21 protein-coding genes are annotated in these 26,287 nt (G+C 55.4%); 7 read left to right on the top strand and 14 right to left on the bottom strand.

Going from position 1 to position 26,287, the window contains the following annotated elements; genetic code table 11:
• The first annotated feature begins 87 nt into the window (after positions 1–87).
• From LPB19_RS06645 to LPB19_RS06630, 4 genes are all read left to right on the top strand, one after another.
• A complete protein-coding gene (locus LPB19_RS06645; RefSeq protein WP_206645287.1) occupies positions 88–1,503 on the top strand; it encodes a mannose-1-phosphate guanylyltransferase/mannose-6-phosphate isomerase in 1,416 nt (471 codons plus the stop codon).
• On the top strand, positions 1,500–2,405 hold the full coding sequence (locus LPB19_RS06640) for a lysophospholipid acyltransferase family protein (protein ID WP_206645286.1): 906 nt from the start codon (positions 1,500–1,502) through the stop codon (positions 2,403–2,405). The genes LPB19_RS06645 and LPB19_RS06640 overlap by 4 nt, the downstream gene beginning before the upstream one ends.
• Before the next feature lie 43 nt (positions 2,406–2,448).
• Positions 2,449–4,473, top strand: coding sequence for a glycosyltransferase (locus LPB19_RS06635; RefSeq protein ID WP_206645285.1), 2,025 nt, complete (start codon positions 2,449–2,451; stop codon positions 4,471–4,473).
• A 69-nt stretch (positions 4,474–4,542) separates the two neighbouring features.
• Positions 4,543–5,847: an O-antigen ligase family protein gene (locus LPB19_RS06630; protein ID WP_206645284.1), complete on the top strand. Its 1,305-nt coding sequence runs from the start codon at positions 4,543–4,545 to the stop codon at positions 5,845–5,847.
• On the opposite strand, the gene LPB19_RS06625 is transcribed toward LPB19_RS06630, so the two are convergent.
• The 6 genes from LPB19_RS06625 to LPB19_RS06600 all read right to left on the bottom strand — a co-directional run bounded on the left by LPB19_RS06625 (position 5,827) and on the right by LPB19_RS06600 (position 11,420).
• Positions 5,827–6,513 carry a glycosyltransferase family 32 protein gene (locus LPB19_RS06625; RefSeq protein WP_206645283.1) on the bottom strand — a complete coding sequence of 229 codons (687 nt, stop codon included), beginning with the start codon at positions 6,511–6,513 and terminating at the stop codon, positions 5,827–5,829. The two genes, LPB19_RS06630 and LPB19_RS06625, sit on opposite strands and share 21 nt — an antisense overlap.
• On the bottom strand, positions 6,503–7,297 hold the full coding sequence (locus LPB19_RS06620) for a glycosyltransferase family 25 protein (RefSeq protein WP_206645282.1): 795 nt from the start codon (positions 7,295–7,297) through the stop codon (positions 6,503–6,505). The genes LPB19_RS06625 and LPB19_RS06620 overlap by 11 nt, the downstream gene beginning before the upstream one ends.
• 167 nt (positions 7,298–7,464) lie before the next feature.
• Positions 7,465–8,484: a hypothetical protein gene (locus LPB19_RS06615; RefSeq protein WP_206645281.1), complete on the bottom strand. Its 1,020-nt coding sequence runs from the start codon at positions 8,482–8,484 to the stop codon at positions 7,465–7,467.
• A gap of 1 nt (position 8,485) precedes the next feature.
• Complete coding sequence (locus LPB19_RS06610; protein ID WP_206645280.1) at positions 8,486–9,589, bottom strand: CDP-glycerol glycerophosphotransferase family protein; 1,104 nt, start codon at positions 9,587–9,589, stop codon at positions 8,486–8,488.
• Complete coding sequence (locus LPB19_RS06605) at positions 9,589–10,707, bottom strand: glycosyltransferase family 4 protein (protein WP_206645279.1); 1,119 nt, start codon at positions 10,705–10,707, stop codon at positions 9,589–9,591. Before LPB19_RS06605 ends, LPB19_RS06610 begins: the two co-directional genes overlap by 1 nt.
• Positions 10,704–11,420, bottom strand: coding sequence for a 3-deoxy-D-manno-octulosonic acid kinase (locus LPB19_RS06600; RefSeq protein WP_206645278.1), 717 nt, complete (start codon positions 11,418–11,420; stop codon positions 10,704–10,706). The genes LPB19_RS06605 and LPB19_RS06600 overlap by 4 nt, the downstream gene beginning before the upstream one ends.
• 162 nt (positions 11,421–11,582) lie before the next feature.
• On the opposite strand from LPB19_RS06600, the gene LPB19_RS06595 reads away from it, so the two are divergent.
• Positions 11,583–12,614: a glycosyltransferase family 9 protein gene (locus tag LPB19_RS06595; RefSeq protein WP_206645277.1), complete on the top strand. Its 1,032-nt coding sequence runs from the start codon at positions 11,583–11,585 to the stop codon at positions 12,612–12,614.
• A 53-nt stretch (positions 12,615–12,667) separates the two neighbouring features.
• On the opposite strand, the gene LPB19_RS06590 is transcribed toward LPB19_RS06595, so the two are convergent.
• The 3 genes from LPB19_RS06590 to glnE form a co-directional block, all read right to left on the bottom strand.
• Positions 12,668–13,072 carry a DUF6165 family protein gene (locus tag LPB19_RS06590; protein ID WP_206645276.1) on the bottom strand — a complete coding sequence of 135 codons (405 nt, stop codon included), beginning with the start codon at positions 13,070–13,072 and terminating at the stop codon, positions 12,668–12,670.
• Between the two features lie 87 nt (positions 13,073–13,159).
• On the bottom strand, positions 13,160–14,086 hold the full coding sequence (locus LPB19_RS06585; RefSeq protein ID WP_206645275.1) for a branched-chain amino acid transaminase: 927 nt from the start codon (positions 14,084–14,086) through the stop codon (positions 13,160–13,162).
• 80 nt (positions 14,087–14,166) lie between these two features.
• Positions 14,167–17,070 carry a bifunctional [glutamate--ammonia ligase]-adenylyl-L-tyrosine phosphorylase/[glutamate--ammonia-ligase] adenylyltransferase gene (glnE, locus tag LPB19_RS06580; protein WP_206645274.1) on the bottom strand — a complete coding sequence of 968 codons (2,904 nt, stop codon included), beginning with the start codon at positions 17,068–17,070 and terminating at the stop codon, positions 14,167–14,169.
• Between the two features lie 79 nt (positions 17,071–17,149).
• Here glnE and LPB19_RS06575 point away from each other — a divergent pair, with 79 nt between their 5' ends.
• The gene (locus tag LPB19_RS06575; RefSeq protein WP_206645273.1) at positions 17,150–18,301 is read left to right on the top strand and encodes a potassium channel protein; all 1,152 of its coding nucleotides are present in this window, start codon (positions 17,150–17,152) and stop codon (positions 18,299–18,301) included.
• A gap of 28 nt (positions 18,302–18,329) precedes the next feature.
• Here LPB19_RS06575 and LPB19_RS06570 read toward each other — a convergent pair whose 3' ends face one another.
• The 5 genes from LPB19_RS06570 to typA form a co-directional block, all read right to left on the bottom strand.
• Positions 18,330–19,220 (bottom strand): CYTH domain-containing protein, encoded by an 891-nt coding sequence (locus LPB19_RS06570; protein WP_228289235.1) that lies wholly within the window; start codon positions 19,218–19,220, stop codon positions 18,330–18,332.
• Between the two features lie 75 nt (positions 19,221–19,295).
• Positions 19,296–20,276 (bottom strand): porin, encoded by a 981-nt coding sequence (locus tag LPB19_RS06565; RefSeq protein ID WP_206645272.1) that lies wholly within the window; start codon positions 20,274–20,276, stop codon positions 19,296–19,298.
• A 501-nt stretch (positions 20,277–20,777) separates the two neighbouring features.
• A complete protein-coding gene (dtd, locus tag LPB19_RS06560) occupies positions 20,778–21,239 on the bottom strand; it encodes a D-aminoacyl-tRNA deacylase (protein ID WP_206645271.1) in 462 nt (153 codons plus the stop codon).
• A 91-nt stretch (positions 21,240–21,330) separates the two neighbouring features.
• The gene (gene pip, locus LPB19_RS06555) at positions 21,331–22,293 is read right to left on the bottom strand and encodes a prolyl aminopeptidase (RefSeq protein ID WP_206645270.1); all 963 of its coding nucleotides are present in this window, start codon (positions 22,291–22,293) and stop codon (positions 21,331–21,333) included.
• A gap of 124 nt (positions 22,294–22,417) precedes the next feature.
• Positions 22,418–24,229 (bottom strand): translational GTPase TypA, encoded by a 1,812-nt coding sequence (typA, locus tag LPB19_RS06550; protein WP_228289234.1) that lies wholly within the window; start codon positions 24,227–24,229, stop codon positions 22,418–22,420.
• A 524-nt stretch (positions 24,230–24,753) separates the two neighbouring features.
• Between typA and glnA the strand changes: the two genes are divergently transcribed.
• Positions 24,754–26,157 (top strand): glutamate--ammonia ligase, encoded by a 1,404-nt coding sequence (gene glnA, locus LPB19_RS06545; RefSeq protein ID WP_206645269.1) that lies wholly within the window; start codon positions 24,754–24,756, stop codon positions 26,155–26,157.
• The last annotated feature ends 130 nt before the right edge of the window (positions 26,158–26,287 follow it).

The raw sequence follows: 26,287 nt of genomic DNA, 5'->3' as shown, positions 1-26,287 counted from the left end.
CTATGTTAAGATCACCCGTTACAGCGACTGGCAGTGACTGACGCCCCAACGGGCGAAACGCGCTCAAAACCAACACGGAGTTGACTCATGATTCACCCCGTCATTATGGCTGGCGGTACCGGTTCCAGGCTATGGCCATTGTCCCGGCAATTGAATCCCAAACAGTTTCTGAAGCTGACGGACGGTCCCCTGTCCATGCTTCAGGCAACGGTTGAACGTCTGCAAGGCATGGATGCCAAAGAGCCCCTGCTGATCTGCAACGAAGAACATCGTTTCCTGGCGGCCGAGCAAATGCGCCAGTCCGGCCACGACAACACCAGAATTATTCTCGAGCCCTGCGGCCGCAACACCGCGCCGGCCATCGCGCTTGCAGCCCTCGAACTGATGGAAAACACCAGCGAAGCCAATCCGATTATGCTGGTGCTCGCGGCTGACCACCTGATTAAAAACACGTCCGCTTTTCAGGAAGGCGTCAGCAAGGCCATCCCCCTGGCCCAACAGGGCAAGGTGGTGACCTTTGGCATTGTTCCGCAGCATCCGGAAACCGGTTACGGCTACATCCACCAGGGTGAGGAGCTCGCAGATAACTGTTTCACCGTAGACAAGTTTGTTGAAAAGCCCGACCTGGAGACCGCGGAAGCCTATCTGGCCTGCGGCGAATACCTCTGGAACAGCGGTATGTTCCTGTTTCGCGCCCAGGACTATCTCAACGAGCTGGAGGCGCACCGGCCAGACATTCTGGCAGCCTGCAAAGCCGCCATGTCGGGCGCCAGCGAAGACCTCCACTTTACCCGGGTAAACGCCGAAGCCTTCGCCCGGTGCCCATCGGATTCCATCGACTTCGCCGTGATGGAAAAAACCGACAAGGCCGCCGTTGTCGCGCTTGATGCGGGCTGGAGCGATATTGGCTCCTGGTCGGCCCTGTGGGATGTCAGCGAGAAGGATGCCGCTGGCAACAGCCTGAGCGGCGATGTCATTGCCCATGACACCCAAAACACCCTGGTGCGTGCGGACAGCCGGTTAGTGGCAACCGTCGGTGTCGAGAACCTGGTGGTGATCGAAACCAAGGACGCCCTTTTGGTCGCCCACAAGGACAGGGTTCAGGAGGTAAAATCCATTGTTGAACAGATTCGCGACGATGGCCGCCACGAACACATGAACCATCGGGAAGTCTATCGTCCCTGGGGCGTGTATGACTCCATCGATAATGGTGCCCGCTACCAGGTGAAACGCATCACCGTAAAGCCCGGAGCCAAGCTGTCGGTTCAGATGCACCACCACCGCGCAGAACACTGGATTGTGGTCAGTGGCACCGCTCAGGTGACCAATGGAGAAAAGACGTATCTGGTGACTGAAAACCAGTCCACCTACATTCCGGTCGGCCAGGTCCATTCGCTGGAGAACCCCGGAGTCATTGATCTGGAACTGATTGAGGTGCAATCCGGCTCTTATCTGGGCGAGGACGACATCGTACGATTCGAGGATCGGTACGGCCGGAAATGAGCAGCATGAAATACAGACTGGTCTCTGGCCTGCTGAGGATCGCAGGCAGGCTGTCACTGGCCAGCGCGCAGAAACTGGGTTCCCGGCTTGGGTGGTTGCTATGGAAAATGCCCACCAAAGCCCGACAGGTAACCGACATCAATCTGGACATCTGCCTGCCGGAACTGTCCGAGGCTGAACGCCACGAGTTATCCCGTAGCTCTCTGGCCCACACCGGCATGGCCATGTTGGAAATCCCGCTGATGTGGGAGTGGCCGGTGGAAAAGTGCCTGGAGCTGGTGCGTGAAACCGAGGGACTGGAACTGATTGATAATGCCCTGGCCGCCAACAAAGGCTTGATCCTCCTGGCCCCCCACTTGGGAAACTGGGAGTTGGCGGGACTCTTCTTCTCCTCGCGCTATAAGATGGCCGCCCTGTACAGCCCCCCGAACATGCCGGAATTCGAGGACTACATGATTCGAGTCCGAGGACGACTTGGCTCGGAACTGGTTCGCGGAGACCGTCGCGGGCTGGCAAGGCTTGCCGCCCTCTTACGCGAGGGCGGCGTGGCAGGCATTCTTCCGGATCAGTCGCCGCGGGGGAAAGGCAACGCCTTTGCTTCTTTCTTTGGTATGGAAGTCAAAACCATGACACTGGTCTCCAAGCTCATGCAGCGCACCGGTGCCAACGCACTGATGACGTACGCGGAGCGGTTGCCTGACGCGAGAGGCTTTCGCCTCGTCGTGCGCCAAGTCGAACCGGGCCTTGATGACAAAGACCCAGTTGTCGCCACCACAGCCCTGAACCGTTCAATTGAACGGTGCGTTACCGAGATCCCAGAACAGTACCAGTGGGAATACAAGCGACTTCGCCATCGCCCTGCCGGTGAGATCAACCCCTACAACCCGGACCGGGTGTGTTAACCCATTCAATGCCCAACAGCGTCCAAAGAGATTGTAAGCTTTCATGACTGACTCCACAGCAACCGCCCGCTCACGCCCAATCATTTTTTTACTACTGATGGCCGGACTGGGTGGCGCACTTTTCTCCTCCAGCATGCTGGCTGCGTCAACGCTTTTACTTGCCATTGTCGGCGGACTTTACGTGGCTCGAGGTGTTCCTGAACAACTCCAGTGGGACACCCCAAAGGAGTTGCGCCTTCTGCACTTTGCATTCTGGTTCTTTGTGGCGGTCAGCACCCTGTCCTGGACTTTCGAAGGCTTTGATTACGAGGGCGGTAAAACTCTGGGTACCCACGCGAGACTGATTCTCTTCTGGCCTCTGATAATCGCCTTCAGCTGTGCAGGCTTGCGCGCCTGGCACTTTTTTTCGGCTATGGCTCTGGCTGCGCTCTCGGTATCTGGGGTCTTTCTGGCGGAACTGGTCGCTCACGACTGGGCGATCAATTCCCTGCTAAGTCGCCGCTTTGGCGGCGGCATCAACCCGATCAGCTTCGGTAACCTGGCATTGCTTGCCAGCACGCTCAGCCTGGTGAGCGCTCTCTACTTCATACGCTCGAGGAAAGTTCGCATCGCATTCATCTGCGGCGGCCTGGGCATCAGCGCATTTGTTATTGCATTGCTCTCTGAAACACGAAGTAATCTGATCGCCCTTCCGGTGCTGCTTCTGGTTTTCTTGCCTCTCGTTGATCGGAAGTTGCGTCGCGCGACGATCCTGTTGATCCCATTGATCATTGCTGTTGCACTTTACAACGCAGACCGAATGTCGAAATCCTTGGAGGCGCTGATTGAACAGCAGCAGCTCGACATGGGGATGGAAGTACGGCTTACAATTTGGAAAACAGCTGGCGAACTTTTCTCCACCAACCCGGGCTTTGGTGCGGGCCTTGGAGGCTATACCCGTCAGATAGAAGAACTGGTTGCCAACGGGTCTGCCTCGACGACGTTACTGGACTGCTGTGCCGGTCACGCCCATAACGACCTACTTACTCAAGCGGCCACAAGTGGCGTTCCGGGCATCCTTGGCTGGGCATTCCTGATATTCATTCCACTGACCTTGTTTGCCCGCCATCTGTTCAATTCCTACGCACCAGTAGCGCACCTTTCAGCCGCCGGAGTTATGGTGTCCAGTGCTTACTTGCTGTTCGGCCTGACAGAAGCAACGTTTAACCGAACCCTGTTCCTGACCTTCTACCTTCTCTCGATCGCCGGCATTGCCGCGGCGCTCTTCAATGAGCTGAGCGCCTCTTACAGTCGCCAGCGCAACTGCAAGGTGTCGGCAACGATCATCACAAAGAACGAAGAAGCGCACATTGCCGACTGTATTAAATCGGCAAGGCTGGTGGCCGACGAAATCATCGTCCTGGACAGCGGCAGCACCGACCAAACCGCAGATATTGCCAGAGAGCATGCGGATATCGTTGAAATCACCGACTGGCCGGGCTTTGGCATACAGAAACAGAGAGCGCTTGAGAAGGCGACCGGTGACTGGGTTTTATCCCTCGACGCCGATGAGCGCATCACTCCGGAACTCGCGCGTGAGATTAACCACCACCTGGCCGACCCGGATGCGGACGCCTACAAGCTTCCGTGGGCCGTGACCATTTACGGCAAACGTCTCGATTTCGGTCGAAGTGGACGAGCACCCTTGCGGCTGTTCCGCCGCGAAGGGGTCCGCTTTTCGGACGCGCTCGTGCATGAACGCATCCTGATTCCAGAGGGGCGCAGGACCAAAACGTTGCGCGGCCGACTGACTCATTACACGCATCGGGACTTCGGGCACTCTCTGGAAAAAAGTGCCAAGTATGCATGGCTGGGTGCTCTTGAAAAGCATCGCCGGGGCAAGAAAACCCGCACCATGATCTACCCCACGCTTCGAGGGCTCCTGACCTTTATACAGGTTTATTTCATCCGCTTTGGCTTTCTCGATGGTGCAGTGGGGTATTTGACAGCAGTCACCTATGCCCAGGTGACCTTCAACAAATATGCCGGGTTGTGGACACTCAATCGTGCCGATAGAGGCAAGGGTTAGGGCAGTCCGTTTACCTCCCACGTTTTAAACCACGATCATGTTGCTATCGAAAACCTATCGGGTGCTGACTTGACCACAAAATTCGAATCGATTGTTCAGGGACGAAAATTCTCTTCCTTGATGTTCTTTTGTGTCCTGGGCTTTGTATTTTTTAAGCGGTTTCACCGTGATGTGGGTGATGTCTTCATATTCCTGGCCGTTCTGGGGACCTTCGCTTCGATTTACTTCAGTTCGCGGCCAATAAAAAAAGACCCGATAGTTGTCGCGTTCTTCGTGTCCCTGATCATTCCGGTAGTCAGCTGGCTCAATAGCCGACTGCAAATTCCGGATCTCGCGAAAGATTCCCCATCTCCGTTTTTCTTTTACGACTTCTTCTTTTTCTGGTTTATCGCCTACTGGATCCAAGGGCGAAACGACAGAATTTCGGCCGTTCTCCTGGCCTACTGCTCTAGCGTTTTGAGCATTTACGTGAGTCATTCACCCGATTTTATGGGAGATATCACGCGGGGGATCCAGGGCGCTCGCATCAGCTTTGATCTCGTCAACGCGCAACATACCTCACTGTTTGCTGGCTTCGGGTTTATTGCCGCGGCCTTCTTGTTCGTTGCAAAGCTCAAACTGTCGCGCCCTCTGAACCTGGCAAGAAAAGTATTGGCCGCCTTGGCTGCTCTGTTTTTCATACTGATCATTGTGATCACACAATCAAGACAAGTCTGGCTGGCGCTGTTTGTTTGCCTTTTCCTGGCGCCGTTGGCACTCAAATTACTCCCGAACTCTCGGATCAGTGTTCGCGGACTCGTTGCCGGGTATCTGGCTTTTGCGGTATTGCTAGGGTCCCTATCGAATCTTGCCATTGTCGAGAAGCGCCTTGCGGCTGAACTGGAAACCATTGAGCAGGTAGCGGAGCTGGATCTCGATTCGATCTCTAAATTCAGCAGCGTCGGCATTCGCATCCATCTGTGGCTGGAAGGGTTGGACTGGATTGCGCAGCGCCCAATTCTGGGAAGCGGCGAGGATGCGAGAGAGCTGGTAATAGCTGAGGGTGAAAGGTTTCCGGAGTACGTCCAGAAAAACTTTACCCACCTGCACAGCTCGCACGTTGAGACCTTTGTCAGCTTTGGAGTTGTGGGTGGGATACTGGTCTACTTCCTGATGTTTTACCCGGTTATCCATGCGGTCCGAGAACCAGCGGTGCAAAAGACCTGGAAAGTCTTTTCAATGGTGGTGCTGGCTTTCTGGATCACGGTTAATTTCTTTGAGTCCTACTTCTACGCCGCAAACGGCGTCTATATCTATTCCGTGTTTTTTGGAATTATCTACAGTTTCAGATTCTCAAAAGTACAGGGCTCTGCCTCAGAAGATGCTGCGAAATAGGTATTTTTGCCAAACATAGAGTTTGCCCCAGAAACCAAGGTGTTTCGACTTCAGGAACACCATACCTGGCATTTTCTTCCAACTGTGCTGAAACCAGTGCACCAGATAGCTTTCCTCGGGGCACTCAAAATTCAGAGGTTCCTGGCTGTACGGATAGAAACAGTGCCTTGGCAGAAGAACACAGTTTTCGAGGTTCGAAAGCTGCTGATCCTTTATCAGGTAGGTAACGACCTGAGGCCCAATGTAAAGGTCCGTTTTCCAGATGCCTTCTTCATAAAAGCGAATGAGCTCAGATAAAATCCGGGAGTCCTTCTCGGAGTATATTGCCGCTGTCCCTAAATATTCTTCTGTTTCGTATCCAACGGCGAACTTTGCTCCGGCGAATAATGGGAAAGGGTTCTGTCGAATCGTTACATCCGTATCGAGATATAACCCCCCTTCGGCCTCAAGTACTTTCAAACGGAGGTAATCCGATACAAAGGCATAGAGACCTCGCCTGTAACACTCCTTGGCAAACCGGCAGTCCTCTATCCACTGCAATACCTCAGTATCGGATTCCGTCCACAACCGGAACTTGAACCCCATTTTTTTCCAATCGTCCAGGCAGGCATGAGCAAGAGGCGGCATCATCTCACCGAGCCAGACCGCGTGTATCCTATCGTTCATCAGCGAGCAGCCTTTTCCCGCGATATTTTTTCTCCAACCGCAGGTTGTAAATAAAACGCCTGATTCTCTCTGTCAGCGTGAATAACTCTCGCCTCAATCGATTCAGTAACGGACGGCGGCCAGTTTTGGGTTCGTAACCGATAATGGATTCAAATTTGTAGTCGTGAGATACAAAGGCAGGACTTATTCCCAAACAGGGCACATCGTTAACCCAGTAGCGGTCCATATATATGTCAACCGGGAGGAAGATCGGACTCACACAGTCCAAAAATTTGCGTGCAGCATCGGGGGTCAGATAGTAGCCCATGGAGCTCATCGGACCTTTGGTGTAACGAAGAATGCTGAAATCGCCAACACGCGCAACTTCATACTCTTGGTGATTACGAGTCTTGTTCTTAAACAACCTGAGGCACCCGAAATGCCGAGGCATAATTTCCAATGTTTTCAGAAATGCCTTAAATGTCTCCTGGACAAAGACAATGTCATCTTCAAAGACCACGTATCTCTTATTTTCGTTAACGCAACGTGCCCATATGTTACGATGACCGGCGAAACAGCCCAGTTGGCCGGCAGATAGCGGATTACCTCTTACTCTCAGCCTTTTGGATTGGTCGTAGAGATCGAAAACCGGATCCCGTTCCTTTCTTCCATCCACTCCCCAAACAAACTCAAAGTCTATCCCTGCTTCTTCCAGAGCATTCCTGATTCTCCCCTGTCGATCTTCCGAGTGGGGCAAAGTTAACACCACAACTTTCAGGTCAACGTTATCAGGAAACCCTATCATCAGTGTCCGTGTCCTTAATCAAAACTCTCCACGTCCTAGTGCTTCAGGCCCGTTATCCCGGCTCGCCAATACCATAGTAGAGCGCGAACACCAGAAGGGTACACAAATACGAGGCCATATCGATCACATCATCACAAAATAATGCTCTCAAACATCCAGCCGGGGTTCTAGAGGCTCGATACTTGCTCTAAAGAGGTTCTGACTACACCTATAGAGTGAAGCATACCAACGATTTCGTCGTAATAAGGCAACTGGGCGGCGAAAATTTGATCATCAATTTGATACACTTTCGACGCCGGATATATTTTCTTCAGAGTAAACAATGCCGTAGAGGCAAAGCTGTAGAATGCGAGGTAAGCTGAACCAGATGTCGCCACCTCAATTTCGATAGGACGCCCGGTCTGGCGAATTTCCACTGGAATCTCCGCCAACTCACGCTCAAGCTCCGAACGCTCCTCCTTTCGATGCATGAAATACACAAGGCGAGAAGCCGGATGTCGACCAGCCACATAACTCACCTGAGCCCTGACCTGAGCTAGTCTGTCCCCGGCACCAAACGGCTGTCCGATAAATGCGACAACCGGACTGGCATCGGTCTCACCGCATTGTGTGTGAAAGGTTTGGCGAAAAACCGGAAAATCATGAACTTCGACACGAATTCGATCTGAACTTTCCAGAGGAAAACAGGTGAAAAACTCTAGATTATCGCCACTTAAAGGGCGCAGGGGCACCCGCAGTGCAGATAACAAGGCATGTTTTCCATGGGACAACCTACTATCAAAGCTCTTATCGTGGATCGCGCGGTAGTACCTCAGCGTAGCTAGGCCATCGTCAACGAACAGGGTACGATTCGCCTTCAGCGCCCGATAGAAAGCCTCGTGAAACCAGCTATTTTTGTTTCCAATAAAAAGACGTTCAGGCGGGGACTTGGAGAGCCGGCGTAGAAGTCCAGCCAGTCGGAGCAAAAAACCGGTTTTACCAAGAAACACTGTTTCGATGCTTCTCCACCCAAGCGCGTCACTGAGGAACGCCATCTGCTTTTCTGTTTCTCGATTATCGGGTCTCGCCAGCACAAGCAGGCAGGTCTGTTCCGGACAACCGAAATGATATCGGGCTTCTGAACAACTCATCAGCTGCAGAGGCGTTGTAGCCACGAAAACATTCAAATCTAACGATTTATTTTTCAACTTACCGGCGCTCCACTCCAAGAGGCTGCTGGAGGTCTATTTTTTTCAGTTTTTTCAGCTCTTTGCGCAATCGGCGCCGTACCTTCAGTTTTCTCAGAAGGTTGAGTGGCTTTCTGCTCAAGCCGGCCTGCTTAGTGGTGAAGAAATCCTCAACCGCATCCAGAACCCGGCCACTGGACTGGCCATCGCGAAAACTGTGCAGCTCACGACAAAGGTTTCTGCTGGCCTCCATCAACGGTGCCGGCCGCGCCAGCGCCTCACTCAGGGCTGGCTCCAGGCGATCGACCTCGGCGACATCAATCAGATAGGGACCGGGCATCTTGGTTCGGAAGGTGACAACCGGACGATCCAGAAACATGAACTCGAACATGATGGACGAGGTATCACAGAGCATGATGTCAGCTTCGGGAAGAAGCGGCAGCAGATCCTCATCACTTTCAACAAAGCGAAGATGAGGGCCTGCCAGCTGACGATACTGATCAACCACGGCAGGATCCATCTTCGGATGCAACGTAACGATAAACCGCCACCGACCACTGGCAGCCAGCTCTGTGATCTTATCCACCAGCGCCGGTGCCGCGGTAACCGACCGGCTGAAGGTCGACGCAAAGAAAACAACCGGGAGCTCGCCTTCGCCCCTGGGGCGTTCACCTTGCACGCCTTTCTTTAGCAGTGGGTCGAGCTTTGGCCAACCGGTGTGCGCGACGGCAAAGTGCCCATGCTGCTGGGCCAACGCCTGAAACTTGGCAGTGTCTTTCTCAGCCTGCGTGCAATACAGATCAAACCAGCCTCGAATCCGGTAATGATCACTGTCATCCTCACTGCTATGGCCGCGCTTGTTCCGGGCCATGCCGTGGAACACTTCCACCTTGATCCCCGGAAAGAAATACGGCACCCAGTCACCCGGAACGAACGTTGCGTCCGCGTTGTAGCTCATTACATCCGAAACGGTTTTAAGGTGCCGCTCATCCGGGCGAAGCGGGTCTGTGCTGCAACCCGCTACGAACCAGGCCGCCTCATCACCACGGCGCCGGATTTCCTCCTGAAGTGGCCTGAGGATGGAATAGGAATACGGTTGATTGACAAAAAACAGATATCGGCGCATCACGCACTGCCTGTTAAAGACTGGTACATCTCAGCGGTTTCACGAACGGTCTGACTGGTATGAAACCGGTTGGCGATACGAGCCCTGGCCGCCGCACCCAAATCACTGCGCAGGTCCGGATGACGGTACAGACGCTCAATGCCACGGCACAGCGCGTCGGAACTATTTGGCTCGACAACGAGACCACTGACCCCGTCCTCCACCAGTTCAGGCATGCCTCCAACACTCGTCACCAGCGGCGGCACAGCGTACACCATGGATTCGATCACCGCCCTGGGCAGGCCTTCCCGTTCTTTCGAGGGCAGCACGAAAACATCACTGGCCGCTGCGATAGCCGGCGCGTCGGTACGGAAACCGGTGAAATGAATCCTGTCGCTGCGGGATGACTGGCTCGCCAGCGCCTGGATTTCCTCGTTGTTGATCACATCGCCCACCAGCAACAGGTGAACATCCACATCGGCCGGGAGCTTACCTACGGCTTCGATGAGCACATCAAAGCCCTTACGCGGCGAGTTTCGCCCGGTGCAACACACCACGAAGGCGCCCTCTGGTACGCCAAATTCCCTCAGGTCCGCCGGCTCCGCCTGATACCAGCTCAGATCATGTCCCTTGTAGATGCGCTGGAGCTTGGCATCGGGAATGCTCATCCACAGAAAACGCAGGCTCGCCAGGTAATCTTTGATGGCGTCCGCGACGCAGATGATTTTGCTGACTCTGGGATGCAGGAAGGTAATCCAGGACTCAGGATTGAGGAAGCTGATATTGCCGATCACGCCACGGTAGGCGACGACCTTGATGTCGGTTCCCTTGGATGCTTTCAAACCGCAGGCAAGCGCCCTTGGATTGTAGGCGTGAATGATGTCATAACGCTTGCTGGCGAGCTGCTCGCGAATAGCCGCAATGCCCTCCTTGTCGAAACGGCTTTTCAGGGCCATCGGCTGGGCCACAAGCCCCTCGTCCGTCAAACGCTGAAAATTACGGCCCTTGGGATTACACATCACATCGACATCAAAGCCCGCATTTCGAAGGCCAATAAACAGCTCGGATTCGGGACGATCACACGCATCCGTGAGACAGAGTACAGTAGGTAACGATTGCTTTGCCGGCTGACTGCTCAAGCGACTGGCCTCCCCTGATATCCGTGCGTGAAAGCCTTCCACACTTTCTGCTGGAAGGAATCCCCGGCCACCTTACGCAGCGACCGAGCAAACCGGTCAAGGTTCGCTTTTTTCCATCGAGACGAGGTCCCGTGCGGCATGATTTGCCCCTTATCAAAATCAATCAAATGGAATTCTCCTGCGGCCACCAGCACGTTAAAGCAATTCAGATCCGCATGGCGAACACCGGCATCGTGAAACCGCCGAATCAGCCGGCCGAGCGCGTGCCACTGATCGGTGGACATGTCGGCCATAATATCCGCCAGTGGCACGGCATCGTCGAGACGTTCAACGATAATGGCGGCCTGATACTGCACCGGTGACAGCTTTTGGTACCACGCCGCGATCGCGCGGGGAACTGGCAGCCCCATGGTGACCAGCTGATTCAGCAACCGAAATTCGGCGAACGAACGCACCTGCTTTTCCCGGGTGTAGGTGTAGGCGTTGCTCGACAGCTTGGCAATCAGCCCGCCGCGACGATACGCCCGCAGCACCATCCGGTCGCCATCAGCATCGAGAAACCAGGCCCCGCCCCTGCCCCCGCTACCAACCGGTTGAGCGCGATTGCCCCAGAATTCAGGTCGAAACCAGTCGCTATTGACCCGCTCGGAAAAATCCGGATGAACCAGCAGCACGGCGCCGTTTTCCCGTTTTCGGACTTCGGTTTTCTCCATGATTCCCCAGAGATCAGCAAGTGGTGGAGCGACAGAAACGATATGCCTACGGAGGCGTCGGGACGTTCGCCAGCGAGTGCGCTAGAATGGCGGCCAGTTTACCAATGAATCGCCACCAAGCTCCACACGTGGGCGGCCGAACCAGTCATGGACCTGCACTCAATGAACTCTATTTGCATTCTTCGCCTCTCTGCGATCGGTGACGTCACCCACGTAATTCCGGTGGTTCTGAGCCTTCAGGAGCAACTCCCCGGCGTAAAAATCACCTGGGTCATCGGCAAGATCGAAGCGAAGCTGATCGGTGATCTTCCCGGTGTTGAGTTTGTGATTTTTGATAAAAAAGCGGGCCGAAAGGGATATGCAGAGCTGCGTCAGAAAATGAACGGGCGCACGTTCGATGCGTTGCTGCACATGCAGGTGGCCTTCCGTGCCAATCTGGCCGCGGCCTGCATTCGCGCCAAAATCCGGGTGGGTTATGACAGCGCCAGAAGCAAAGATCTGCACAGCCTGTTCATCAATCGCCGCATTGCGCCGGCGCCCGAGCAACATGTTCGCGACTGTCTGGCCAGCTTCCTCGAACCATTGGGGCTCAAAGCGGCACCGCCGCGCTGGCACATTCCGCTCAGCGAATCGGACCACGCCTTTGCCAAAGAGCATCTGGATGGCGGCGCCAAAAACCTGGTGATCAGCCCCTGCGCCAGCCATACGCTGCGGAACTGGCCGGCGGAGCGTTATGCCCGGTTGGCGGATTATGCCATTCGCCAGCACGGCATGAAGGTCATCCTGGTGGGCAGCCCGGCGCCCTTTGAAGCAGAGTACTGCCGCGCCATCGAGGCCGCCATGGAAGAGCAAGCCCACAACATTTGCGGCAAGGACACGCTGAAACAACTGACCGCCCTGATGGCGGCAGCAGACCTCGTGGTGGCTCCGGATACCGGCCCTGCTCACATTGCCAGCGCAGTCGGTACGGATGTACTCGGCGTATTTGCCGCCAGCAACCCGAATCGATCGGGCCCGTACAATTCGCTCCAGTGGTGTGTAAACCGGTATCCGGAGGCACTGCAGCAATTTACCGGGAAAACGGTTACCCAAGCACGCTGGGGAGCAAAGGCGGAATTTGAAGGGGCTATGGAACTGGTGTCGGTTGAAGACGTTACCGGCATGCTCGACCGCTGGGTAGCGTCAAACGGTTAGCAAGGCGGCGACCGGCCTTAGCTGGCCGGCCACACCCACAACCGCCGGCGAGATTATTTCCTGGCGGTGTAATCCTGGTAGGACTTCTCTTCCACAAACCGGGAACCAAGCGCCAGATTGACCTCTTTCTTGATCGCAGCTCGCTTGTCGTTGGTCACATAGACAGCTCGCGCCAACTCAATAAACCGGGTGCCGAAATCCTGGGCGGCTTCCTGGTCGCGGATATCGTCTTCGATCACCCACAGTTCCTCGTTGACAGCCTTCAGCTGCTGCCGGAGCTCCGCAATCGCGCCCTGGTCGTCAACCGCGTCATTCCAGGTTTCGCTCAGCTCTTTCAGCTCCAAGCGCACATTCGCAAGCTTGGCTTCGTCCTTGATCCGCTCGGACTTGATTTCGAGGATGGTGATTTTGTCGAGCACCTCGCCAAAGGAGACGGGGACTTTGATGACGTCTGCCATTTGCTGTTCCTAACAATAGAATGGATTGAATGAATAAAGCCGCCACCCCGACAATCGCAGGCGACGGCTTGTCTGACTCCCTGCGGATCAGTTTCTGACGTGCGTTAGCCAGCCACTGTGTTGGGCAAGCTTGCCTTTCACCGCGTCGAAATACATGGCCTGCAGCTTTTCAGTGATCGGGCCACGCTTGCCTTCGCCGATGACCCGGCCATCCAGCTCCCGGATGGGCAGAACTTCTGCGGCAGTACCAGTAAAGAACGCTTCTTCTGCGATGTAAACTTCATCCCGGGTGATCCGACGCTCTTTCACCGGGATATTCAGCTCGGCGGCAAAATCGAGAATGGTCTGACGGGTGATCCCTTCAAGACAGGAGGTCAGTTCCGGAGTGTGCATCACGCCATCGCGGATGATAAAAATATTTTCGCCGGAACCTTCGGCCACATAACCCTCGTTATCGAGCAACAGGGCCTCTTCGCAACCACTGGCAATCGCCTCGTTCAACGCCAACATGGAGTTGATGTAGTTGCCATTCGCCTTGGCCTTGCACATCGTGATGTTCACGTGATGACGGGTGTAGGACGACGTCCGTACCTTAATCCCCAGCTCTTTCGCCTCGGGCGACATATAGGAAGGCCAGCTCCAGGCCGCTACCATGACGTGGGTCTTGAGGTTATCGGCCCGCAGCCCCATGCCTTCGGAGCCGTAAAACACCATCGGGCGCAGGTAGGCTTCGTCCAGATTGTTTTCTCTCACCGCCGCCCGCTGAGCTTCGTTGAGTTCATCCTTGCTGAACGGAATGTCCATGTTCAGGATATGGGCGGAACGGAACAGACGATCCGTGTGTTCTTTCAAGCGGAAAATGGCAGGGCCGTTCGCGGTACTGTAGGCGCGTACACCCTCAAAACAGCCCAGGCCATAATGCAGAGTGTGAGTCAGCACATGGGTTTTGGCTTCCCGCCAGGGAACCATTTCACCATCCAGCCAGATCAGGCCATCGCGATCAGCCATCGACATTCTTTGTTGCTCCTAACAATCCGTTTTCTTGGGGAATTGGCATTCTAGCAGGAAATTTGACGAGAAAAATACACGCTGTTCTACGCGCCCATCACCCGCGTCCAGACGGATGTCACGTACTCACGCTCCACTTTAAACGCCTCGCCTTCGACCTTGCTGTTGAGATTCTGAAGCGCCCGGCGATGGATGGTCGACCGTAACACGATGAACACCTCGCGCAGTTTTTCCGCATCCTCAACCGGCAACACACCCACCTGACCCAAAGCCTCCATCTGCCGGATGTTATCGGACCAGCGCGTAAGCTCAGGATGCTCGGCACTGTGGGTCAACATCAGGTACTGCACCATGAACTCGATATCCACCAGGCCGCCGGGATCGTGTTTGATATGAAAGATTTCACCGCGCTGGCTCTCGGGCGTGGCCAGACTGGCCCGCATTTTCTCCCGCATAGCCACAACTTCCTGCCGAAGTGCCTCACCGTCGCGAGCCTGGCACAGAATCCGGTGCCGGATATCTTCAAAACCGGCCAACGTTTCCTCGCAGCCTGCCACGCCTCGAGCGCGGGCCAGGGCCTGGTGCTCCCAGGTCCAGGCATCCTTCTGCTGGTAGCGCTCAAAAGCGGACAGCGTGCTGACCAGCAAGCCGGAATTGCCCGAGGGCCTGAGCCGCATGTCCACCTCGTACAGCTGCCCGGAAGGCGTCTGCGTATTGAGGATGTGCACGATGCGCTGCCCGAGCCGGGTGAAAAACACGGCATTGTCGATGGGCTTGTCGCCGTCAGTGGACAAGTTGGAATCCGCCATGTGGACGAACACCAGGTCCAGGTCCGAGGAGTAACCGAGCTCAATTCCCCCCAGCTTGCCATAACCGATGACCGCGAAGTCGGTTTCAGTCGAAGAGCCATCCGCTCGCCCGGGGTAACCGTGCCGGCTTACCAGGTTGGCGAACGCCACATCCACCACATGATCCAGCACCACTTCCGCAATCCAGGTCAGGTAATCGCTCACTTTCATTAACGGCAGTGTGCCCTTCAGCTCCGCGGCCGCCACCCGCAGCACATGAGCCTTCTTGAAGTGGCGCAGGGATTCCATTTGCTCTTCCAGATCCTCGAAGGGAATCCTCAGCATCTGCTGGCGCAGATCATCCTCCAGCTCAGCCTTTGCGGGCGGGTAATAAAGGCTCTCCGCATTCAACAGCTCATCCAGCAGCAAAGGCGTATCGGCCAACTGCTGGGCAATCCACGGGCTGTCACTGCAGAGCTTGACCAGCTGGGTGCGAGCACCGGGGTTCTCCAGCAGAAGCACCAGATACGCCGTTCGGCGAAGCACCGCCTCAACCAGAAGAAGCACTCGCGATAGCGTCTCCGAAGGATTTTCAACCTTCGTCAAAGCATCCAGCAACACCGGCATAAACTGATTCAGACGCCGGCGCCCCTGGGTTTGCATGGTCTGTACCGTCCTGTTCTGTTTCAGGTTTCTCAGCAGCCGATAACTGTCCTGCGCATCCTCAAAACCTTGCTTTTCCAGCCAGCTGACCGAAGACGCTTCATCAAGCTCCGCCAGCCACAGCTCGTGCCAGCCCTCGGCTACGGCGCCAATACCGGCAGGTTCGTCATCTTCAGTGGCGATGATGTTGGCGAAGTGCAACGCTACGCTCTTGCGGTGGACATCCAGCTCGGACACACAGGCATCCCAGCTGTCGAACCCCATAATCAAGGCGACCCGCGCACGATCCAGTTCACTTTCAGGCAAGAGCTGGGTCTGGCGATCCTCCATCCCCTGAAGCGCATGCTCAAGATTGCGCAGAAATACGTAAGCATCCCGCAACTCACTGACCACCTTGGATGGCAACAACTCCAGCGCTTCCAGCTCGCTGAGAATATTCTGCAGCGGGCGCTGCTGGAGTTCCCGATCCCGACCGCCCCGGATGAGCTGAAATGCCTGCACCACAAACTCAATTTCCCGGATCCCCCCCCGGCCAAGCTTGATGTTGTTTTCCAAGCCCTTCCGGCGCACTTCACGGCTGATCATTGCCTTCATGTTGCGCAGCGATTCAAAGGCACTGAAATCAATGTACTTGCGATAGACAAAGGGACGCAGACTGCGCATCAGAACGGCACCTGCGCGCTGATCCCCTGCGACAACGCGGGCCTTGACCATGGCATAACGTTCCCAGTCCCGGCCCTGCTCCTGGTAATAAGCCTCCAGCGCCGCGAAGCTCAAAGCCAACGCACCGCTCTGGCCATAGGGGCGAAGCCGCATATCAACACGGAACACAAAGCCATCGGCAGTGATTTGGTCCAACGCCTGAATCAGTTTTTGTCCCAGCCGGATGAAAAAGGTCTGGTTATCCAAAGACCGCCGTCCGCCGCGCGTTTCCCCTGCACTCGGGAAGGCAAAGATCAGATCGATATCCGACGAGACGTTGAGCTCGCCACCACCCAGCTTACCCATGCCCAGAACAACCATTTGCTGCGGTGATTCCTGCCCGGTGACCGGATCAACACCCCAGGGCGTTCCGGACTGTTCACAGGCTTCGTCGTACAGCCAGTTCAGGGCACCCTCAATACAGACATCCGCAAAGGTGCTGGTTGCGGCGATGGTCTCCGTGAGGTCCGCCCAGCGCATGACATCCCGCCAGATGATCCGAAACTGAGCTTCGCGACGGAACCGGCGCAGCGCAACCTGCAGGGCGGATTCGCTATCCACTTCAACCAGATAATGCTGCCAGCGCTGTCGCAGAAACTCCGGTGATGTGGGCTCTGAAAGATCCCGTACCGCCAGAAATGAGCGCACCTGATCCGGGCTACGCTCCAGCACCTGTCGAAGGAAAGGGCTGCGGGCGAAAGCACCGGCCACGACCGGTTCGGACGTACCACCAGACTTCGTCAGCCAGTCCGGACACCCGTCCGGAAACGCGGCGCTCCAGCTGCGCGCCACATCGTCTACCAGCACCGGCGGCAATGCATCCCAAGGCGTGGACATAAGGCAAACCCCTGTTTCTCTGTTATATTTCCGGTAATGTATAACGAACACCACCCCGACTGAACAGGCTGCCCCACGGATGCAGAGAAACCGACGCCCCCTCAATCCGGAGCATCAACAGACCCATCTGCCGATGGGCAGTCTGATCCTGAAACGGATGAAACGGCTGTTCCTGATTCTGATCGGGCTGCTGGCTTTTCAGATTCTGGTGATCTGGACCTTCGAGGATCTGAATCTGTTCGAGTCAGTTTGGATCACCATGACCACGGTATCCACTGTTGGCTACGGTGACTACGCGCCGCAAACCCTGACTGGACGAATCAGCACCATCGTCGTGATGTTTGTTGGCGCCATCACCCTGCTCACACTGATCGTCAGTGACTTTATTGAATATCGTTTTTATCGTCGGGAACGCATTCTTACCGGTAGATGGGTATACAAAATGAATGAACACATCGTGATCATCAACACCCCCAAAAACGGGGGTGAGCAGTACTTTTTAAGGTTTGCATCACAGGTTCGGTCGGTGCCGGGCTACACCTCCATCCCCATCATGCTGCTGACTCGCGAGTTCCCGGAGGGCCTGCCACCCGAATTGCGGGACGTCGGCCTGGTGCACTATCACGGCTCGGGTTTCGACCCGGAGGCGTTAAAAGCGGTTCATGCTGGCAGCGCCCGCCACATTGTGGTGCTGGCAGCCAACGAATCCGACGCCTACTCCGACAGCCTGACCTTCGACATTGCCCACCGATTGTGCGATCTCAACCTGGGAAGCCGAACCACCATCGAGTGCGTCAGTGACAATAACCGGTCACGCTTCGAATCCCTCGGCATTCGGACCGTCATCCGCCCGGTTCGCACTTATCCGGAAATCATGGTGCGCTCAGTGGTAGCCCCGGGCTCGGAAAAGGTTCTGGAAGACCTCTTCAATTACGAACACGACCATCCTCACCGCTACGAAATCACACTGGACGACCTGAACTGGGCAGACATCGTCAGCGCCCTGATTCGCCAAGGCATCGGCACCGCTCTGGCCTACATCGATCGCGACGACCACGTCATCTGTCACCCGGAAGTGAACAAGGAAATCGAAGGCAAGGGGCTCATCGTGCTGGTCAAATCCAACAACACACCATCTGTGGCGATTGTGAAGGAAGCGCTGGATCGGTACCGGGAGTTCATCGCCAAGTGGCACGAAATGCAGTCGCGCCAGCCAGAATCAAAAGACTGAAAAGCCTTCGACCGAGCAACGAACCTGCTCACTCATCTGCGACACCAGTGCGCAGCAGCGCCAGTTGTGCCTTACCGAGATCCGACACCTTTGCCGACGAAGGCTCAGCCATCAATCTCTCGAACAACTCGATCTCAGTCCGCCAATCTGTCTTCGTTTCCTTGGCCTTAAGTTCCGCTACTGCCTCGACGTATTCCTGCGGCAGCTCGCCCGTCAGCCACAACCGACTGAGTCCGTGGAACAATTTACTCACCGGCTCCGCGCCCGCCGACAACGAGGCCGGGCGGTGTACACCAGCCAAGAAATAGCCCTGTTCAGCCTTACTGATCAAGTTGATAAAGAACGATACCTGCTCCCCCAGTTTGGACGCCCAATACAACAGACGATCTTCCTGGCCGGACTTAAGCTCAAACTCCACCTCACACAGAGGCACAGATTGCCCCCCGGAAACAATCTCACCACGATCAAAGGCACACTCAATGACCGCCTTTCCGTCGTCGAGCATGAGAATCCTGCGCTCAAAGTTGGTTTCAAAGACCGGTTTAAGCTCGTCCAGCGATACGCTGTCTACCAGGGAGGTTGCGAGCAATAGATCACGATCCAGCACGGCCGACGGTAACGGCCACTCCCACTCCAGGCGCCGGTGCGCCCCAGCTACGAACTCGCCCTGAGTTTTCAGGGTCTGAATGTATCTGTCCCCCGCCTTCCGAATACGCAAAGCCGCTTTAAGCCTGTTGAGGCTGGCATCCGGCGTATCGAAATAGGTGTTGGCAAGGCGTTTGGTCGGGCCCACCGAGGTTTCAGGCAAAGAGGACAGCCAGCGATAGGCATCATCGGCAGGGGCGGGTTCAAGAGTCAGTTTGATTTCCAGTTCCTGAGGCATCATTTCGGCTCGCAGCAATGATTCTGCCGCCAGCATACACACCCCAATAAAAAACGGCGACCCGAGGGTCGCCGTCTTTTCAACTACTTTTAAATCAGGCTAGAAGCCGGATCAGAAGTAGTAAACAGCACCAACTGCCAGTTCAGTGGTATCTGCTTCAGCAGTACCGCTGTCGTCGGTGCGCAGGTAACCTTCAACCCACACGTACATGTGGTCAGACAGGTTGTGCAGCGCCTGAGCGGACAGAACAGAGATCTCGTCGTCGCTCAGATCAGCTTCACCCAGCTCGTAAGACAGAGCGAAGGTGTTGGCGCCCAGCGCATAGGAACCGTGAACGCCGTACAGGTCGCCTACGTCCTTGCGAGTCTGGTACTGACCGGTCACAGCCAGGTCACCCAGGTTGAAGGTACCGCGAACACCGTAGGTGTTTTCGTTGTTCACGCTCAGCTCATCGGCGCTGGAGTAAGACAGAGCACCGTCGTTGGAGTCCATGGCAACTGCCAGCTCAAACGCGTCAACTGCATAGGTAGCAGCCAGCTGGTACGGGTAGGATTTACCACCAACCTTGCTATCACCGTTAACCTGAACAGCGCCGTGCAGCTGCAGGCCGCCGAAGCTTGGGGAGCTGTACTGAATCAGGTCGCCTTCACCAGTGTCATAAACACCGTCAAAAGAGCCACCGCCGAGGTTCTGAGCACCGAACTCATAGTAGTTGGCAATGATGTCGATCGTGCGCTCGTAGGTAGAATCGTCAGAACCTACCCACACCTGACCGAAGCTATCGCCTTTTACACCGATGTAAGCTTCGTCCAGACCGTCAATACCGTTGCTCTGGGCCTTGTCGTTTGCGTTGATACCTTCAAGCTCCAGCTTGAAGAAACCGGTTACGCCCGCGGCAATTTCGTGCTCGTGAGCAATACCCAGAGTAGAGCCATTGTCAGCGTGGTCCAGAGTGGAGCTGCCTTCAACGTCTGTGTGATACAGAGCGTACTGAATGTTACCGTAAACGGTCGGCAGGTTGGACTCTTGGGCCATGGCAGCGCCAGAGAATGCAGCTGCTGCAACAGCTGATGCGATGAGCGTTTTTTTCATTTTGCGTCTTCCTTTGTGAGTTAACTCAGGTTTTAGCTTTAATCGCCGGGTTCTGATCCCGATTTTTTTTAGGCCTGACCAGAAAAACTGGCTGAACCCGATTCTGGATTACCCTTACGTCACTTTCATGACAATCTAGGTAACTTTTCTTCTAGTTATGCAATCCGCATCATGCAGATGTATAAAGCTCAATCACTTACAGAACCTTTTTAATGTCCTGAATGATGAAACTGTTTTAATACAACAAACCCAGTTTTGCAAATCGTTGCGGGTGCATTTTTAGCTCGTTTCGCACCAGAAACGCAAGAGTTTATGCCTTTCGGTGCTCAACAGCTCTCTCTACCACCGCAAACAATTACAGGGCCAACTACAATTTAACCCTTCCACTTCAATTAGTTGCGTCCGTCAATCCGGAACAACCGATATTCACCGGCTAATAACCTACACTTTTATGCACCAATAGAAAACACCACAAGCGCGGCCGCCCTCAATCTGTGCATATCACCCCTGCCCCGAGCCAGCCACCTCTAACAAGAATGTAACCGGACCATCATTTAACAGCCGCACCTTCATATCCGCACCGAAGCAACCGGCATCAACGCGCTCACATCCCAGATCAGCGCGGGCTGCGGCAACAAAATGCTCAAACAAGTCATTGGCGGCTGCCGGGGCGGCGGCAGAAGAAAAGCTCGGGCGCGTACCAGAGTTGGTATCTGCGGCAAGAGTAAACTGGGGCACCACAAGTAGCGCACCACCGGTGTCGCGCAGGCTGCGATTCATTCGCCCCTTGTCATCCGGAAACACGCGGTAATTAAGAATTTTCTGACAAAGATCGGCAGCAACCTGGGCGGAGTCTTCACGCTCAACACCCAACAACAGCAGCAGACCATCGCCAATCGACGCAATCTGCTCACCATCTACCGTTACGCTGGCTTCCGATACTCGCTGGATAAGCCCTTTCATTCAATGCCTTGGGTACAACTAAGGGGTTTTATTATTGGTCGGACGGGAGTCTATAGGTACCAGCACGGATCCGCAACAGCCAGAAGATTAACTATCCGGCGCTTCGTCGCGGTTTACTGATGACCTCTTCAACGCCGCGGATCAGGGCATCCACAATGGCAGGTTCGGATGCGGAGTGGCCGGCATCCCGAATGATTCGCAAATCAGCTTCCGGCCACGCCTTGCTTAACGCAAACGCATTATCGACCGGGCACACCATATCGTATCGTCCATGGACGATTACGCCGGGAATACGCGCCAACTTGTCAGCATTGCGCACGATCTGGTTTGGCTCGAGAAACCCGGAATTCATGAAGTAGTGGCATTCGATGCGCGCCAGCGCAATGGCGACGTGAGGATGGCCGAAGTGCTCGACCACCCGGGGATTGGGATGCAGCGTGGCGCAACGCCCCTCCCAGATGGACCAGGCTTTGGCAGCCTGAATTTGCTCCAATTCGTTACTGCTGGTCAGCCGTCGGTAGTAGGCAGACACCATATCTGCCCGCTCAGCCTCTGGAATCTGCGCCTCATACTCTTCCCAGTAATCGGGAAAGATGCGACTGGCACCGGATTGGTAAAACCATTGAATATCCTCCGGGCGGCACAGGAAGATACCCCTCAGCACCAGCCCAAGCACCCGATCCGGATGAGTCTGCGCATAAACCAAGCTTAGCGTTGAGCCCCAACTGCCGCCGAACAGCAACCAACGCTCAATACCCAGAAAGGCCCGCACCGTTTCCATGTCGGCCACAAGCCGATCGGTGCTGTTTCCCGCCAGCTCGGCCAGAGGCGTTGACCGGCCAGCTCCGCGCTGATCCATCAGAATGATGCGAAAACGCTCGGCATCAAAGAACCGGCGCTGATAGTCTTCGCACCCGGCACCTGGCCCACCGTGCACCACCAGCACCGGTATGCCATCCGGATTACCACTCTCCTCCACGTACAGCTCGTGCGGCGGGTCGACCGCCAGGGTATGGCGGGCATTGGGGGCGATGTCGGGATAGAGAGACAGCATGGCAAAGCATCCGGCTACAAGTTTCCCAGAAGTGTAGTCGACAGGCCAACACTAATGGCATGAAAAGTCATAAAAAAACCGGGCTCACCAACGGCAGGCCCGGTCTTTCAGAACGCAGCTAAGCTTACTTCTTGTTCGCCCGGCGACGCTCGTTTTCAGTCAGCAGCTTTTTGCGCAGACGAATCGACTTGGGAGTCACCTCAACCAGCTCATCATCTTCGATAAACTCAAGTGCCTGCTCCAGAGTATGCCGGATAGGTGGCACCAGACCGACAACCTCATCCTTACCGGAAGCTCGCATGTTATCGAGCTTTTTGGCCTTGGTCGGATTGACGACCAGATCGTTGTCACGGCTGTGAATACCGCACAATTGACCTTCGTAAACCTCCTGCCCCGGCTCCAGGAACAGCTTGCCACGACTCTGAAGCGTTTCCAGCGAATACGTCAGCGCCGTACCCTTTGCCATGGAGACCAGAACGCCGTTCTGGCGGCTGGTGACATCGCCCAGCTTGACCGGACCATAGTGGCTGAAGGTTGACGTCAGAATACCGGTGCCCGAGGTCATGGTGAGGAAGGTGTTGCGGAAACCAATCAGTCCGCGCGCCGGAATGGTGTATTCAAGACGCATACGCCCCTTGCCATCGGGAGTCATGTTGGTCAGGTCACCCTTACGCAGACCCATCTGCTCCATTACCGAACCCTGGTGCTGCTCTTCGATATCGACGATGACGTTTTCGTACGGCTCCTGCTTCTCGCCATCGACTTCACGGATGACCACCTCAGGACGACCTACCGCCAACTCGAAGTTTTCACGACGCATATTCTCGATCAGTACCGAGAGATGCAGCTCGCCGCGGCCAGAAACCTTGAATTTATCGGCGGAATCACCCTCTTCAACACGCAATGCAACGTTGTGCAGCAATTCCTTTTCCAGACGCTCCTTGATGTTGCGGCTGGTGACGTACTTGCCTTCCTTGCCCGCAAACGGCGAATCATTGACCTGGAAGGTCATGGATACCGTGGGCTCGTCCACCGTCAAAGGCGGCAGCGCCTCAACGCTTGAGGGATCGCACAGCGTATCGGAAATGAACAGCTCGTCCATCCCACTCACGCAAACGATATCGCCCGCCTGCGCTTCGTCGACTTCTACCCGCTGCAGACCGGAATGCCCCATGATCTTGAGAATACGACCATTGCGCTTTTTGCCGTCGGCGCCAATTGCGGTCACCGGTGAATTGGTCGAGATTTTGCCCCGCATAATGCGGCCGATGCCGATAACGCCCAGGAAGCTGTTGTAGTCCAGCTGGGAAATCTGCATCTGGAACGGACCATCGAGATCAACATTTGGTGCCGGCACATAGTCAATAATCGCCTGAAACACGGCATCCATATTGTCGTCGAGGTTTTCGTGATCGGTACCGGCAATGCCATTCAGAGCACTGGCGTACACAATCGGGAAGTCCAGCTGCTCGTCCGTGGCACCCAGGGCGTCAAACAGATCAAATACCTGATCGATTACCCAGTCCGGACGGGCACCCGGGCGATCGATCTTGTTCACCACCACGATCGGGCGCAGGCCCGCAGCGAAAGCTTTCTGGGTCACGAAGCGGGTTTGCGGCATCGGGCCATCAATTGAATCGACCACCAACAGCACGCAATCGACCATGCTCATCACACGCTCGACCTCACCACCGAAATCGGCGTGTCCCGGGGTGTCGACAATGTTGATGTCGTATTCGTTCCATTTCAGCGCCGTGTTCTTCGCGAGGATGGTAATACCACGCTCTTTTTCCTGGTCGTTCGAATCCATCACGCGTTCGCTATCGAGCTCTTTACGCTCCAGCGTTCCGGATTGACGCAGCAACTGGTCTACGAGGGTGGTTTTGCCATGGTCAACGTGGGCGATGATGGCGATATTCCGAAGCTTCTCAATCACAACTATTATTCCTGCGACATGCTGTCTTTGACCTGAGGCGTTTTCCGAGGCCAAGCCCCACATGTCGTCTCAAATCCGTAAATGGTAGGCCCATTTAGAAAGTACCCGGAGTACTGTCCCGAAAAGCAGGGACACAAAATGAGGCGGCGCGCAGTATAGCGAAAAGTCATAACCCTGAATATGGACACTAACGCCTATCGCCCCCGAAAGCCTGCACCACTCTGGTTCACAGGGGTCAGTTTGCGCACCATTTAAGTGCGCATCGAATTCTTTTGTGCACCAATAACACTCGCAACGACACCTGCCAAACCTCTTCAGACCGCACCGTTAAGCACTTCCGGGCAACGCCCCAGAAATTGGCAAGACGCTTGCTTAAAGGAATTCAGCCTTAAATCACAGGCGAGCGGCATATTCATTTGATAAGCTGCCCAAGCCTCTGAACAAGATCGGAGTAAAAGTTCCGACTATCGGCGACAAGACCATGAATGCGTCCCAGACGCGGGATAAACAACGGAGCATGCACAATGTCCAAAACGATTGATTTGATCAAAGAACATGAAGTCAAGTGGGTAGACCTGCGTTTCACTGACAGCCGCGGTAAGGAGCAGCACGTTACCCTGCCGGCCTCTGAAATTGATGAAGATTTCTTCACCGACGGCAAAATGTTCGACGGTTCCTCAATCGCTGGCTGGAAAGGCATCAACGAATCCGACATGATCCTGATGCCGGCTGATGACACTTCCGTACTCGACCCGTTCACTGAAGAAACCACCGTGAACATCACCTGCAACATCGTTGAGCCTTCAACCATGCAGGGTTACGAACGTGATCCGCGCTCTGTTGCAGCCCGTGCGGAAGAGTACCTGAAGTCCACCGGCATCGCTGACGGCGCCCTGTTCGGCCCGGAGCCCGAGTTCTTCGTATTCGACTCTGTGAAATGGGACGTAGATATGAAGGGCGCTGGCTACAGCATCCACTCTGAAGAAGCCGCCTGGGTATCCGGCGAAGACTTCGACCGCAACAACATCGGCCACCGTCCGGGCGTCAAAGGCGGCTACTTCCCGGTTCCACCGGTAGACAGCCTGCACGACCTGCGTGGCGCTATGTGTGCGGCCATGGAGTCCATGGGCCTGGAAATCGAAGTACACCACCACGAAGTCGGCACCGCCGGCCAGTGTGAAATCGGTGTTGGCGCCAACACCCTGACCCGCAAGGCTGACGAAGTTCAGATCCTGAAGTACTGCGTACACAACGTTGCTCACGCTTACGGCAAGACCGCTACCTTCATGCCGAAGCCGGTTGTTGGCGACAACGGTTCTGGCATGCACGTTCACATGTCCCTGAACAAAGACGGCAAGAACATTTTCGCCGGCGACGGCTACGCTGGTCTGAGCGAAACTGCCCTGTACTACATCGGCGGTATCATCAAGCACGCCAAGACCATCAACGCCTTCACCAACGCGTCTACCAACAGCTACAAGCGTCTGGTTCCGGGCTTCGAAGCTCCGGTTATGCTGGCTTACTCTGCCCGCAACCGCTCTGCCTCTATCCGTATCCCCTGGGTAAACAGCCCGAAAGCGCGTCGTATCGAAGTGCGCTTCCCGGATCCGTCTGCCAACCCGTACCTGGCGTTCGCTGCCATGCTGATGGCCGGCCTTGACGGCATCCAGAACAAGATCCACCCGGGCGATGCCATGGACAAGGATCTGTACGATCTGCCGAAGGAAGAAGCTCTGAACATCCCGACCGTGGCCGAGACCTTCCAGGAAGCACTGGACTGCCTCGAGAAGGATCACGAGTTCCTGACCAAAGGCGGCGTGTTCACCGAAGACATGATCGCTGGCTACGTCGACCTGAAGCGCGGCGAAGTCGAGCGTCTGAACATGACCACTCACCCGGTCGAGTTCGACATGTACTACTCTGTTTAATCCCTAAGGATTCGACAGATCAAAAAGCCCCGCCCCGTGCGGGGCTTTTTTTCGTTCCGACTCAACCCAAGCGCCTGCCGTCGTTAACGATATGTAACCAACAACCTCTGGCCCAAGCGTTGAAAAGACC

The sequence above is a fragment of the Marinobacter salinisoli genome (assembly GCF_017301335.1).
Lineage (GTDB): Bacteria > Pseudomonadota > Gammaproteobacteria > Pseudomonadales > Oleiphilaceae > Marinobacter > Marinobacter salinisoli.
Note: the sequence above shows the minus strand (reverse complement) of the source record. Positions and strands in the feature narration are given on the sequence as shown.